Genomic DNA, 13,135 nt, shown 5'->3' on the forward strand with positions numbered 1-13,135 from the left:
GGGGTCGTAGGGCTTTTCGCCACGACTCCGCGCGCCTTGGCCGCTCGGAGTGGTAAGATCAGGTGCCGAGGGCAGATTTCGCAGCGCCGGATCGCGGTCAAGATAACGGCGCCCGAAGCGATGAACTCCAGAAGCAAGCTGATGATCGCGATTGCGATCGGACGATGCGAGAGATGGAGGACGTTATGGAAGCGTGGCGTGACGACAAGGCTCGGTCGACCCTGATTCGCGATGCAGCGGGAAGCGTGCAGCTAGGCAACACGCCCCGGACTTTTGCCGAACTCTTGTTCGGCCACACCAATAGCGAGGATCTCGCCAACCACGACGCCGCTTCGCTGGCCTTCCTGGCCGAGCAGGCCTGGGAACATGTACAGCGGCGCACGGCAGGTCGCGCCGATATCCGCATCGTCAATCCGATGATGCCGGATGGCCGCGAGATCTCCGTACTCGAAATTCTCAACGACAACATGCCCTTCCTGTTCGATTCCACGCTGGCAGAGCTCGCCGAGCAGGGCATCGAGGTCACCCTGGTCGCTCATCCGATCATCGCGGTGGAGCGCGACGAGCAAGGCAAGCTGATGCGCTTCCATGGCGAAGCCCTGCCGGAGGGAACAAGGGGCGCGCGCGAAAGCCTCATCCATCTCCACATCACCCGCATCGACGTCGACGCCGACCGCCAAAAGCTGGTCGATGGGTTGACCATGACGTTGAATGACGCGCGCGCCTGCGTCACCGACTGGAAGCCCATGCGTTCCCGCATCGAGGAGGCGATCAAGATCTTCTCGACCAATCCGCCGCCGCTGCCGATCGACGAGATCGCCGAAGCCAGCCAGTTCCTGCATTGGCTGTGCTTGGACAATTTCACCTTTCTGGGCGTGCGCGAATATCGCTTCTCGCCCGACAGCGATGCGTCGGACCAGATCACGACCGGTGAGGGCCTCGGCATCCTGCGCGATCCCGAGGTGAAGGTCCTGCGCCGCGGTCACGAAATGGTGGTGATGACGTCGGAAATTCGCGAGTTCATGCGGGAGCCGAGCCTCCTCATCGTCATCAAGGCCAACGTCTCCAGCCGCGTTCATCGCCGCATCCGGATGGATTATGTGGGCATCAAGCTCTATACGCCTGACGGACGGCTCGAAGGGGAATTGCGCCTCGTCGGTCTGTTCACCTCCGGCGCCTATACTCGCTCGGTCAAGCAAATCCCTTATGCACGCCACAAGGTGGCGCAGGTGCTGCAGCGCGCCGGCTTCGACCCGAACAGCCATTCGGGCAAGGCGCTGACGCATATTCTCGAAGATTATCCGCGCGACGATCTGTTCCAGATCGACGTCGACACGCTCTACAATTTCGTCATGGAGATCCTGATCCTCTATGAGCGCCCCCGTGTCCGGGCGCTGGCACGCGTGGACAAGTTCGATCGCTTCGTCTCCATCCTCTGCTTCATTCCGCGCGACAAATACGACACCGACGTGCGCACGCGCGTCGGCGCCTTCCTCTCGCAAGTCTACAAGGGGACCCTGTCGGCCTCCTACGCGTCCTTCCCCGAAGGATCACTGGCGCGCGTTCACTACATCATCGGGCGATATGAAGGTAAGACCCCGGTCGTCGCGCGCGAGACACTCGAAGCCGGGATCAGCGCCATTGCCGAGACCTGGGGCGACAAGTTGAAGGTCGCGCTCGCTGCGTCTGCCGACGGCATGCGGGCGCGCATGCTCGCAAGCCGCTATGCCCAGGCGTTTTCCGGCGGCTACACCGAGCTATTCAGCGCCGAACAGGCGATCGCCGACATCACCACCATCGAAAAGCTCACCTCAGCCCGACCGGTGACGATTTCGGTTTACCGCCTCGAGGGCGACGACGATCCCAGGCGATTCGGCCTGAAGGTTTTCTCAGATGCCGCACCGCTGTCGCTATCCTATCGCGTGCCGGTGATTGAAAATCACGGCTTGAACGTGGTCAACGAACGCACCTATCAGGTCGTGCCGCGCTACCGGCAGGCGCCGGTATGGCTGCACGATATGACAATTGAGACCAGCGACGGCAAGCCGATCGCAATCAGCCATGAATTAAACCACCGTCTGGAGGCCTCGATCATGGCCGTGGTCCGCGATCGTGCCGAATCCGACGGGTTCAACGCACTGATCCTGCGCACAGCCCTGAGCTGGCGCGAAGTATCGACGATCCGCGCGCTCTCGCGCTACCTCCATCAGATCCGCGCTCCGTTCACCCAGGACTATATGTGGGAGACCCTGCGCAAGAACGCCGCGATTACCGCCAACATCGTCGCCCTGTTCCAGGGCCGCCTCGATCCGCGCCTCGGACTCACGGTTGCGGAGCGCTCGGCGCGCGAGATGGCCCTCGTCGCCGAGATCGAGGAGCAGCTCAAATCCGTCGCCTCGCTCGATGAAGATCGCATCCTGCGCCGCTTCACCAATCTGGTGCAGGCAACCATCCGCACTAATTTGTGGCAGGTCGGTCAGGATGGACATCCGCATCCGGTGATCTCCTTCAAGTTCGACGCCCGCAAGATCGAGGCCCTGCCGGCTCCGCGACCACTGTACGAGATTTTCGTCTACTCGCCCCGCGTCGAAGGCATTCATCTGCGCTTCGGCAAGGTCGCGCGCGGCGGTCTGCGCTGGTCCGATCGACCGCAGGATTTCCGTACCGAGATATTGGGCCTCGTGAAGGCACAACAGGTGAAGAACGCCGTGATCGTGCCGGTCGGCGCCAAGGGCGGCTTCGTGCCCAAGCGCCTGCCCTCGCCCTCCAGTCGTGACCACTTCATGGCGGAAGGCACCGAAGCCTATCGTATCTTCGTTCGCACGCTGCTCGAACTCACCGACAATCTTGACGGCGACGACATTGTGCCGCCCGACTCGACCGTGCGGCACGACGCCGACGATCCCTACCTGGTCGTCGCCGCCGACAAGGGCACCGCCACCTTCTCCGACATCGCCAATGCGATCTCGACCGAGAAGCACCATTGGCTCGGCGATGCCTTCGCCTCCGGCGGCAGCCAGGGCTATGACCACAAGAAGATGGGGATCACGGCGCGAGGCGCGTGGGAGGCGGTCAAGCGTCACTTCCGCGAGCTTGGCACCGACATCCAGACCAAGCCGTTCACGGCTGCCGGCGTCGGCGACATGTCGGGCGATGTCTTCGGCAATGGCATGCTGCTCTCGCCGGCGACGAAGCTCGTCGCGGCGTTCGATCACCGTGACATCTTCATCGACCCCTCGCCCGATCCGACGATCAGTCTCACTGAGCGCAAGCGCCTGTTCGACCTGCCACGATCGAGCTGGCAGGACTACGACAAGTCGCTGATCTCGCAAGGCGGCGGCGTGTTCTCGCGCTCGCTCAAGGCGATCCCGCTTGCAGCGGAAGTGCGCGCGCTGCTTGATCTCGACAAGCCGCAGGCCACGCCTTTCGAGGTGATGACTGCGATCCTGAAGGCTCGCGTGGACCTATTGTGGTTTGGCGGCATCGGCACGTACATTCGCTCGTCCTCGGAAAGCGATGATCAGGCCGGCGACCGCGCCAATGATCCGATCCGCATCGCGGGTGCCGATGTCCGCGCCCGGGTGATCGGCGAGGGCGCCAATCTCGGCGTCACCCAGCGCGGCCGTATCGAAGCAGCGCAGAAGGGCGTAAAGCTCAACACGGACGCCATCGACAATTCGGCCGGCGTGAACACGTCCGACGTCGAGGTCAACATCAAGATCGCGCTGGCGCGCCTCGAGCGGGAGGGACGCCTCAGTCCTGGCGACCGCAACAACCTGCTCGCCGCGATGACCGAGGAGGTCGGCGCGCTGGTGCTGCGCAACAATTATCTTCAGACGCTGGCGCTCTCGCTGGCCGAACGGAAGGGCGTGGCCGAGATCGGCTTCCTCACCCGCCTGATGCAATCGCTCGAGCAGCGCGGCCTGCTCAGCCGCGCCGTGGAGTTCCTGCCCGACGATGCGGCGATCACCGAGCGCACGAGACGCAGCCAGCTCCTGACGCGGCCCGAGCTTGCCGTGTTGCTCGCGTACGCCAAGCTGACGCTCTACGACGACCTGCTCGCGACTGGCGTACCCGACGATCCCTATCTCGCCCGCGAGCTGTCCCAGTATTTTCCGCGCCAGGTGCAGGAGAAATTCCCGGCAGCAGTGCAATCGCATCGACTTCGGCGGGAGATCATCGCCACCAGTCTCGCCAATGCCGTGATCAACCGCGGCGGCCCGGCTTGTGTCGTGCGTCTGACCGACGAGACTGATGCCGATATCGCCACCATCGTTACGGCCTTCGTGGTGGTGGATGAATCCTACGGCCTCAAGCGGCTCAATGCCGCGATCGATGCGCTCGACACCCGCATCGACGGGCAATTTCAGCTCGGCCTCTACGCGTCGCTTCAGGATCTCCTGCTCTCACGCATGGTCTGGTATGTACGCAATGCTGATCTCAAGGCCGGTCTGGACGCCGTGATCGCGCGCTTTGGTCCCGGAATCCGGGAGGTCGCCGCCGGGCTCGACAGGACCCTGCCGCAGGACTTGCAGGCTGGGCGCACCAAGCGCCGGCGAGATCTGATCGATGCCGGCATCCCGGCGGACCTTGCCGCAGAACTCGCCGATCTCGACGCGCTCGTCTCCGCGCCGGATATCGTCACCGTCGCAGAGCGCACCAGCCGGGCCATCGGTGACGCCGCCACGACCTTCTTCGCCGCCGAGGCCGATTTCAGGCTCGATCGCATCATCGCCGCCGCGCGCAGCGTGCCGGCCAACGACAATTACGAACGTCTCGCCATCGATCGTGCCGTTGATCAGATCGCGACTGCGGAAAGAGCACTGGTCGCCAACATGCTGGCAAACGGCGAATCCGGCCAACAGGCCGCCGGCGACTGGCTTGCGGCTCATCCTGAGGCGACGCGCGTCCGCCGCGCGGTCGAGGAGATCGCGGCCAGCGGCCTGACGCTCGCCAAGCTGACGGTGGCAGCCAATTTGCTGGGAGACCTCGTCAGGGCTTAGGGCGCGACGGAAGGGAATGCAGGGCCATGGTCTGGCGCAGGAGGCGCCGGCTTGATCTGACGGTGCGCCATTCAGAATAGAATCGCGAACTCTTATGTTATTGAAATTCTTGTCTAATCCTAGACAGGCTACTGCTTAAGAGGGGTAGATGTCTGCTTTGCGGTCGAGGCCGAGCGACCCCAACTCGTCTCCTAGGAGGGCTGCGGGTTCTGCAGTATCCCCGGCCCGCTGCCATCCGTCTCGATGAACAGCGTTGCGAAATCGGCGGATGATCTGGTGAGCACTGCGAACTGGCGAAGCAACCTGCTGTTGCCGATCCATTCGTGACTACGACGAGAGGCGGCCGCGGATGCAGCATCCGGCCACAGGAAAGCCCTTGGGCGTCATCGTCCTCGGTCAGCTCGAGGCCCTCTCTTCAGCTCCAGGACAGCGGCAAAGTCGGCCACGACTTCGCGGTGATCCGTTTGCTGCGCCGCGACAGGCGCGTGAGTATCCGGCTACTGAAAGCCCGAAAGGGCTCGCCTAAATCCAATATGCGACATCGGGCGGCTTGTCGGACGCCGGCAATGCGTTCAAACTTGCGATCAAAGTCGCTGGAATGCGGCATATCTCCAGCGGTTAAAAACGAAAAGCGCATCGAAGCGCGTTCAAACAACAAGGCCGTCGGGAGGACGTCCATGACCGCTAAGTCTGAAAAGACCAGATCGACTCGTCGCAAATTCCTGCTGGCCGCCGGCGCGACCGGCGCTGCTACCATCGCCATGCCGCAAGTCAGCCGGGCGCAGACGGTGACCCTGAAGATGCAGGGCTCGTGGGGCAAGGCCGATGTCTTCAACGAGATGGCGGAAGATTATGTGAAGCGCGTCAACGATATGGCCGGGGGCCGGCTGCGCATAGACTATCTGGTAGGCGGCTCGGTCGTGCATCCGTTCCAGGTGTTCGACGGCGTTCATGGCGGCCAGATCGACGCCGCGCATACCGTGACCGTGTATTGGTATGGCAAGCACAAGGCGGCATCGCTGTTCGGCACAGGTCCCGTGTTCGGCTTCAACGCCAACGAAGGCCTCGGCTGGATCCACAACGGCGGCGGCAAGGAGTTGTTTGAGGAGCTCCAGACCCAGATCATGCAGGTCAACATCAAGAGCTTCTTCGCCATGCCGATGCCGACCCAGCCGCTCGGCTGGTTCAAGAAGCCCATCACCAGCGACGGCGATCTCAAGGGTTTGAAGTATCGCACAGTGGGACTTGCTGCCGATCTCTTCCAGGCGATGGGTGCATCCGTCGCGCAACTTCCCGGCGGCGAGATCGTGCCCGCGATGGAGCGCGGCGTGATCGATGGGTTCGAGTTCAACAATCCGACGTCGGACCGGCGCTTCGGTGCGCAGGATGTTGCCAAGAACTACATGATGGGCAGCCACCATCAGGCGACAGAATATTTCGAGATCATGTTCAACCGGACCAAGTTCAACGCTCTGCCGAAAGAACAGCAGGCGATCCTGCAATACGCCGCCGAGGCCGCTTCCTCCGCCAACGAATGGAAGGGCATGGACTACTATTCCAAGGACCTGCAGGAACTGATCAGTAAGGACAAGGTCAACGTCCTGCGGACGCCGAAGTCGGTGTTCGACGCGCAGATCAAGGCATGGGACAATCTGATCGCCCAGCTCAGTTCGGATCCGTTCATGAAGAAGGTGATGGACTCGCAGAAGGCATGGGTGCGCCGCGTGGTTTACTACAACATGTATAACGCGACGGATTACCGCGGCGCCTTCGAGCATCACTTCCCGGGAGTGCTTAAGGTTTGATGACGTGGGGCATCGCTGACGCTGTAAGATGACGGACGGCACAAAAGATGCGTTGCCCAATTACGATTTGGGAGGGGGACGGATGTGCTGCGCGCAGCGAGTTCAGCTCGCATGACGAAATTTCTCTTCTTCATTGATGAGCTCAGCACCTGGGTCGGCAAAGCGTTCGCCTGGCTGATTCTTGTCCTTACGCTTAGTGTCAGCTACGAGGTGTTCGTGCGCTACGTGCTGCGTGCGCCGACCACCTGGGCTTTCGACATCAGCTACATCACCTATGGCGCGATGTTCCTGATGGCCGGCGCATATACCCTCTCGCGCAACGGCCACGTGCGCGCCGATGTGGTCTACCGTCTGTGGTCGCCGCGTACCCAGGCGACGATAGACCTCCTCCTCTATATTCTGTTCTTCCTGCCGGCGATCGCCGCGCTGATGTATTCGGGCTGGAATTACGCCCAAATGTCGGTGCGCTTCCGCGAGGTAAGCATCTTCAGCCCGGCTGGCGTGCCGGTGTTTCCGCTGAAAGCGCTGATTCCGGTCACCGGTTTCCTCCTGTTTCTGCAAGGGTTGGCTGAAATCACTCGCTGTGTGCTGTGCATCCGCACCGGCCGATGGCCGCAACGCCTGCACGACGTGGAGGAAACCGAGAGCCTCGTCATCCGCGAACATCAGCAGCAGGCGGTTGAGCCGCGGAGCGAGAAGGGACCAGGCGCATGACCGATCCTCAACTCGGCATGCTGATGTTGGGCCTCTTCATCTTCATCATCATGCTCGGCTTCCCGATAGCCTTCACGCTGATGGCGATGGGCGTTTCGTTCGGCTACTATGCCTACTACACCCCCGGTCAGGACTTCTTCCAGAATCGCATCTTCACGCTTCTGGTGCAGAAGACGTTTGAGGTCACCTCCAGCGACGTTCTGGTCGCGGTTCCGCTGTTCCTGTTCATGGGCTATTTGATCGAGCGTGCCAACATTCTCGACCGCCTGTTCTACTCGCTGCAGCTGTCGATGAAGAACGTGCCGGGCGCGCTTGCGGTGGCCACGCTGGTCACCTGCGCGATGTTCGCGACCGCCACCGGTATTGTCGGCGCCGTTGTCACGCTGATGGGCCTGCTGGCCTTGCCCGCGATGTTGCGAGCCGGCTACGACACCAAGCTGTCGGCAGGCGTAGTCTGCGCCGGTGGCTGCCTCGGCATATTGATTCCGCCGAGCATTCTCCTGATCGTCTATGCGGCGACCGCCGGCGTTTCGGCAGTCAAGCTTTATGCGGCTGCGTTCTTTCCGGGGTTCTTGCTGGCTGGATTCTACGTCCTCTATGCGATGGCTCGCGCGATCATCAATCCCGCGCTTGCGCCGAAGCTGCCACCCGAGCAGACCAACGTGCCGATCACCAAGGTACTCTGGGCGCTGGCCACGTCATTCCTGCCGCTTGCGTTGCTCATCATTTCTGTGCTCGGCGCGATCCTGTTTGGCCTGGCGACGCCTTCTGAGGCGGCCGCGGTAGGAGCCCTCATGAGCATCGTTCTGGCGGCCGCCTATCGTTCGCTCAACTACGAGATGCTACGCGAATCGGTGTATCTGACGGTGCGCGCCACAGCGATGGTTTGCTACCTGTTCATCGGATCCTGGACGTTTTCCGCGGTGTTTGCCGTCCTTGGGGGACAGGCCGTGGTTGAGCAGTTCTTTACCTCGATGAACCTTTCGCCGGTCCAGTTCCTGCTATTGACCCAGTTGATCATCTTTCTTCTCGGCTGGCCGCTGGAATGGACCGAGATCATCATCATCTTCGTGCCGATCTTCCTGCCGCTGCTTCCCCAGTACGGCATCGATCCGATCTTCTTCGGCATCCTGGTGGCGCTGAACACGCAGACGGCGTTCAATACGCCGCCCGTCGCGATGGCCGCCTTCTATCTGAAGGGTGTGGCACCGCCGCAGGTGAAGCTAACCGACATCTTCTCCGGCGCACTTCCCTTTGTCGGCCTGGTCTTCCTAACCATGGCACTGGTCTACATCTTCCCGGGCATTGCATTGTGGTTACCCGGCTATCTCTATGGATCGCGATGAGCGGACCCGGTAAACTGCCGAAAGGCCGAACATGAGTCTCGCTGCGCTGGGCCTCACTGAAGCCGCGGCCGGCATTCGCGACGGCCGCTTCAGCTCCGTCGAGCTCGTCGCCGATTGCCTCAAGCGCATCGACGAGGTCGATCGCGAGGTCGAGGCCTGGGCGTTCCTCGATCGCGAGCACGCGATGCGGCAGGCCCTGGCCGCCGATGATCATCGCAAGCAGGGCAAGGCGACGGGGCCGCTGCACGGCGTGCCTGTCGGTATCAAGGACATCTTTGACACCGGCGACATGCCGACGGAATTCGGATCAGATCTGTGGACCGGACGCACGCCGCGCCGCGATGCGGCGGCCGTGGCGCGTCTGAGGGCGGCAGGAGCTGTGATCCTCGGCAAGACAGTGACCACCGAGTATGCGTACTACAATCCTGGCAAGACCCGAAATCCGCACAACCCGGACCATACGCCCGGCGGATCGTCCTCGGGCTCCGCCGCGGCCGTTGCGGCGCTGATGGCGCCAGGTGCCATCGGCTCGCAGACCAACGGCTCGGTGATCCGTCCTGCCGCCTTCTGCGGCGTGGTCGGCTTCAAGCCCACGCATGGCCTCATTCCGCGTAGCGGCGCGCTCGAACTGTCGCGCACGCTCGATCATGTCGGCGTGTTTGGGCGGAGCGTCGAGGATGTGGCCCTGCTGGCCGAGATCCTGGTCGGCTTCGACCAGGAGGATCCGGACACCCGGCCTGTTGCGTGTCCGCCATTCTCCACCGTAGCGGCGAGCGAGCCGCCGTTACCGCCGCGATTTGCCTTCGCGCGCTCTCCGGTCTGGGGTCAGGCCGAGCCGGTGACGCGTGATGCCTTTGCCGAACTCGTCGAGGCATTGGGCGATGCGTCGAACGAAGTCGAGCTTGGGCCCAGCTTCGATAAGGTCGTCGATATGCACCGTATCATCATGGAGGTTGATATGGCGCACAATCTACGGCGCGACTACCAGCGAGGCGGCGACAGACTGAGCACACGGCTGCGGCAGGCGATCGAGCGCGGCCGCACGCATCTCGCGGTGGATTATTGCAACGCACTGGCTGGGATTGCGCCGCTCAACCAGGCGCTGGACCATATCTTTGACGAATTCGACGCCGTCCTGACGCCCGCAGCGCCGGGCGAGGCGCCCGGAATTGAGACGACCGGCAACCCCATTTTCTGCACGCTCTGGACCTATCTCGGCGTGCCCGCCATCAGCCTGCCGTTGATGAGCTCCGAAACTGGCCTTCCGCTGGGCGTTCAGCTTGTCGGTCGCCGCGGCAACGATGCCCGCCTCTTGCGCACGGCGCACTGGCTTGTCAGGACTATCGGGTGGACCGGTCGTGGCACTCGGCGCAAAGTCCCGAGCGCCGGGGCGAAATCGGCTCCCGGTGCGGAGAGAAGGAAAGTGCGATGACCAATCTGATCACCGGAATCATCGGTCTCGCGCTCGTGATGACATTTCTCGGAATCCTGGTGTTTTGGATCAAGGCCATTCCCCTCATCGTCATTGTTATTGGCGTGATGATCCTGGCGGTGATCGATTTCGTGCATTCGCTACGGACGAACCGCGTGCTTCGCTGACGGATGATGTTGCGCGCTTCGACGTGGCGCGCGTGTTCCCCGGCGCTTCCCTCCGAAAGACCTTGGTTGCGGGAGCCGCAACACCCGATCTCTGCGAAATGGTCGCCAACCCTTCCGGGTCGTCTGCGCCGATATCGCTAGAATCGGTGGCTGCGGGCCTGGATTTGAAGGTGCGTAAATTTAGCGAGCCCTGCTACGGAGAGAAATCCGCGAGCGCCCTTCGCGGCGATCATCCAGCGAACGCAATCGTACAAAATCGTGCTCAAGCGTATAATGGTGCCCCTGGCCGGAATCGAACCAGCACTCCTTGCGGAACTCGATTTTGAGTCGAGCGCGTCTACCAGTTCCGCCACAGGGGCCCTCGGTCGGCCCCTCGGATGAGGGCGTCGCGAAGCCGGCGGACTATAGCCATGGACAGGACGGGGTCAACCCGCGCCAAAGTGATCCAGGCCGTTCTCGACAGCCGCATGGGCCGGGGCTAGAGGCTTGGGGGCGCAAGAGATGCGAGAGAGGCTGCTGTGACGACCCCGAGTGCCGCAATACCTGCATTCAAGCAGGCCAAGGCCGGTCCTGCGCTGACCGCCTCGCTGCTCGTCACGTTGATCGCCGCGGCCACGATCGCGGGCGCCTGGTTCTTTCAGCTGGTGCTGGAGATCCTGCCCTGTCCGCTTTGCCTGGAGCAGCGCTACGCCTACTACCTCGCGATCCCGCTCGGTGCGCTCACCGCCCTTGCGGCGCGGAGCGGCGCGCCGCGGCCGCTACTGCTCGCCGGCCTTGCGATCCTCGCGCTCGCGACGCTCGCCAATGCCGGTCTCGGCGCCTACCACTCCGGCGTCGAATGGGGGTTCTGGAAGGGACCGACCGATTGCTCCGGTCCCGTCGTCAATCTCGGCAATGCCGGCGACCTGTTCTCGCGGCTCGACACCGTGAAGGTGGTGCGCTGCGACGAGGTGCAGTGGCGCTTCCTCGGCCTCTCGCTCGCCGGCTACAACGTGCTGATCTCGCTGCTGATGGCCGCGATCGCGGCGTGGGGATTTGTGCGGACGGCGAAGCGTTCGTAACCGCCATAGGGTGGGCAAAGCGCAGCGTGCCCACCATTTTTAGCGACATTGCGGGAGCATGGTGGGCACGGCGCTGGTGCGCCTTTGCCCACCCTACGAGAGCGGAGCTCCGCTACGGGGGCTGCGCCCCGTCAATCATCCACGTCGTCCTGCGTGCGGCCGAACAGGTGCACGATGCCGGGCGTTGCGATCGTCACGAAGACGAAGCGTGACAGATGATGGGCGCCGACGAAGATCGGGTCGATGTGCAGCGTCAGGGCCAGCGCCAGCATGGCGTCCATCGCGCCCGGCGCGAAGGCGACGACGACATCGGAGAACTTCACCTGCGTGGTGAGCGCGACGATGCCGACGAAGATGGCGGAGACGGCGATCGCCACGGCAAATGAGCCCAGCGCCGCATTGATGTGGCCGGCGAGGGTCTTGATCCGCATCCGCGCGAAGCGGCTGCCGATCAGCGCGCCGATGCCGACCAGCGCCACGCCGCGCCCCCAGTCCGGCAGGCCCCCCTCGACCCAGCCCACGCCATGCAGCGCGTTGGAGGCGATCATCGCGCCGAACATCCAGCTCGCTGGAAATTTGATCAGTCGCAGCACGAGCGCCATCGCCAGCGATGCGGCGACCAGCTCCAGGAGCTCGAGTGGCGAGGCGGTCGTCGTCGTCAACACCGGTGCGGCCGACGGCGCGACGCCCGCGATCGCCAGCACCATCGGCAGTGCCGCAGTGAGGATGATGACGCGCATGGTCTGCACCACCGCGATGCCCGGCAGGTCAGCGCCGCGCTCCACCGCCAGGATCGTGATCTGCGACAGCGCGCCGGGGCTGCCGGCAAGGAAGGCCGAGGTGCGGTCCCAGCCATGGATGCGCTGGAGGTAATAGCTCGATCCGAAGGTCGAGCAGAAGGTCGCGAGCGCAAGCAGGCCGATGGTGAGGGGATAGGCGCTGACCTGCTGGATCAAATGGCGCGAGACGACCGAGCCCAGCGAAATGCCGAGCAGAACCAGCACGGTCTGGGTCAGGATCGGCGGCAGCGTCAGCTGGCGGCCGGCGATCGCGGCGATCCCGACCGCGATCATCGAACCCGAGATCAGCCCACCGGGAAGGCCGGCGACCAGAAACACCAGGCCGCCGGCGGTACCGATGACAAGCGTCTCCACCGTGCTCAAGATCTTGGCACGGCTCGGCCATTCGAACGGCAGGGAGGCGGTGATTTGCTTCACGCCACCTTATCGCAAATCGGCGAGAGGCGCACAATTGCAGGCTCGTCATGCCGCAATGCGCACGCCTCTCACTGATGCTCGCAAGCCGTATTGTGACGGATTTACTTCTTGTCGGCGGCGGGTGCGGCGGTGCCGGCCTTCGCTTCCTTCATGCACTCGCGGCGGAATTTCTTGCGCTCCTTGCCCTTCAATCCCTTGGCGTCCGCCTGCTTGGAGCATTCGAGCGATTCCGCCGAGCGCTCCTTCGGCGCTTTCTTCTCGGTGGTGGTGGCGGCATCGGTCTTGGTATCAGATTTGGCGGCCGGCGCGGCGGCCTGAGCGAAGGCGGTGCCGGTGGCGAGCAGGGAGGCGAGGGCGACGGCTGCGAGGCGAGAGGCGAGGGTCATGTGC

At 63.2% G+C, this 13,135-nt stretch carries 9 protein-coding genes and 1 tRNA gene; 7 read left to right on the forward strand and 3 right to left on the reverse strand.

What is annotated here, in order from left to right; translation table 11 throughout:
- The first annotated feature begins 173 nt into the window (after positions 1 to 173).
- The 6 genes from GPL20_RS20810 to GPL20_RS20835 all read left to right on the forward strand — a co-directional run bounded on the left by GPL20_RS20810 (position 174) and on the right by GPL20_RS20835 (position 10,467).
- A complete protein-coding gene (locus tag GPL20_RS20810) occupies positions 174 to 5,003 on the forward strand; it encodes an NAD-glutamate dehydrogenase (RefSeq protein WP_157331365.1) in 4,830 nt (1,609 codons plus the stop codon).
- 677 nt (positions 5,004 to 5,680) lie between these two features.
- On the forward strand, positions 5,681 to 6,808 hold the full coding sequence (locus GPL20_RS20815) for a TRAP transporter substrate-binding protein (protein WP_157331445.1): 1,128 nt from the start codon (positions 5,681 to 5,683) through the stop codon (positions 6,806 to 6,808).
- Between the two features lie 111 nt (positions 6,809 to 6,919).
- Positions 6,920 to 7,522, forward strand: coding sequence for a TRAP transporter small permease subunit (locus GPL20_RS20820; RefSeq protein ID WP_157331366.1), 603 nt, complete (start codon positions 6,920 to 6,922; stop codon positions 7,520 to 7,522).
- Positions 7,519 to 8,868: a TRAP transporter large permease gene (locus tag GPL20_RS20825; RefSeq protein WP_157331367.1), complete on the forward strand. Its 1,350-nt coding sequence runs from the start codon at positions 7,519 to 7,521 to the stop codon at positions 8,866 to 8,868. The genes GPL20_RS20820 and GPL20_RS20825 overlap by 4 nt, the downstream gene beginning before the upstream one ends.
- A gap of 31 nt (positions 8,869 to 8,899) precedes the next feature.
- The gene (locus tag GPL20_RS20830; RefSeq protein WP_157331368.1) at positions 8,900 to 10,300 is read left to right on the forward strand and encodes an amidase; all 1,401 of its coding nucleotides are present in this window, start codon (positions 8,900 to 8,902) and stop codon (positions 10,298 to 10,300) included.
- Positions 10,297 to 10,467, forward strand: a complete 171-nt coding sequence (locus tag GPL20_RS20835) for a hypothetical protein (RefSeq protein WP_157331369.1) — start codon at positions 10,297 to 10,299, stop codon at positions 10,465 to 10,467. The genes GPL20_RS20830 and GPL20_RS20835 overlap by 4 nt, the downstream gene beginning before the upstream one ends.
- A gap of 274 nt (positions 10,468 to 10,741) precedes the next feature.
- On the opposite strand, the gene GPL20_RS20840 is transcribed toward GPL20_RS20835, so the two are convergent.
- Positions 10,742 to 10,826, reverse strand: a tRNA-Leu gene (locus GPL20_RS20840).
- A 159-nt stretch (positions 10,827 to 10,985) separates the two neighbouring features.
- Here GPL20_RS20840 and GPL20_RS20845 point away from each other — a divergent pair.
- Positions 10,986 to 11,528, forward strand: a complete 543-nt coding sequence (locus GPL20_RS20845) for a disulfide bond formation protein B (protein WP_254125537.1) — start codon at positions 10,986 to 10,988, stop codon at positions 11,526 to 11,528.
- Positions 11,529 to 11,659: 131 nt separating this feature from the next.
- On the opposite strand, the gene GPL20_RS20850 is transcribed toward GPL20_RS20845, so the two are convergent.
- Both GPL20_RS20850 and GPL20_RS20855 read right to left on the reverse strand, forming a co-directional pair.
- On the reverse strand, positions 11,660 to 12,745 hold the full coding sequence (locus GPL20_RS20850) for an AbrB family transcriptional regulator (protein WP_254125539.1): 1,086 nt from the start codon (positions 12,743 to 12,745) through the stop codon (positions 11,660 to 11,662).
- 101 nt (positions 12,746 to 12,846) lie between these two features.
- Positions 12,847 to 13,131, reverse strand: a complete 285-nt coding sequence (locus GPL20_RS20855; protein WP_167533136.1) for a PsiF family protein — start codon at positions 13,129 to 13,131, stop codon at positions 12,847 to 12,849.
- Between the last annotated feature and the right edge of the window lie 4 nt (positions 13,132 to 13,135).

It is taken from the genome of Bradyrhizobium cajani (assembly GCF_009759665.1).
Taxonomy (GTDB): domain Bacteria; phylum Pseudomonadota; class Alphaproteobacteria; order Rhizobiales; family Xanthobacteraceae; genus Bradyrhizobium; species Bradyrhizobium cajani.

Coding starts and splice junctions, on each gene's coding strand:
- GPL20_RS20820 (WP_157331366.1), top strand. CDS start 6,920: ATGACGAAATTTCTCTTCTTCATTGATGAGCTCAGCACCTGGGTCGGC.
- GPL20_RS20825 (WP_157331367.1), top strand. CDS start 7,519: ATGACCGATCCTCAACTCGGCATGCTGATGTTGGGCCTCTTCATCTTC.
- GPL20_RS20810 (WP_157331365.1), top strand. CDS start 174: ATGGAGGACGTTATGGAAGCGTGGCGTGACGACAAGGCTCGGTCGACC.
- GPL20_RS20815 (WP_157331445.1), top strand. CDS start 5,681: ATGACCGCTAAGTCTGAAAAGACCAGATCGACTCGTCGCAAATTCCTG.
- GPL20_RS20855 (WP_167533136.1), bottom strand. CDS start 13,131: ATGACCCTCGCCTCTCGCCTCGCAGCCGTCGCCCTCGCCTCCCTGCTC.
- GPL20_RS20835 (WP_157331369.1), top strand. CDS start 10,297: ATGACCAATCTGATCACCGGAATCATCGGTCTCGCGCTCGTGATGACA.
- GPL20_RS20830 (WP_157331368.1), top strand. CDS start 8,900: ATGAGTCTCGCTGCGCTGGGCCTCACTGAAGCCGCGGCCGGCATTCGC.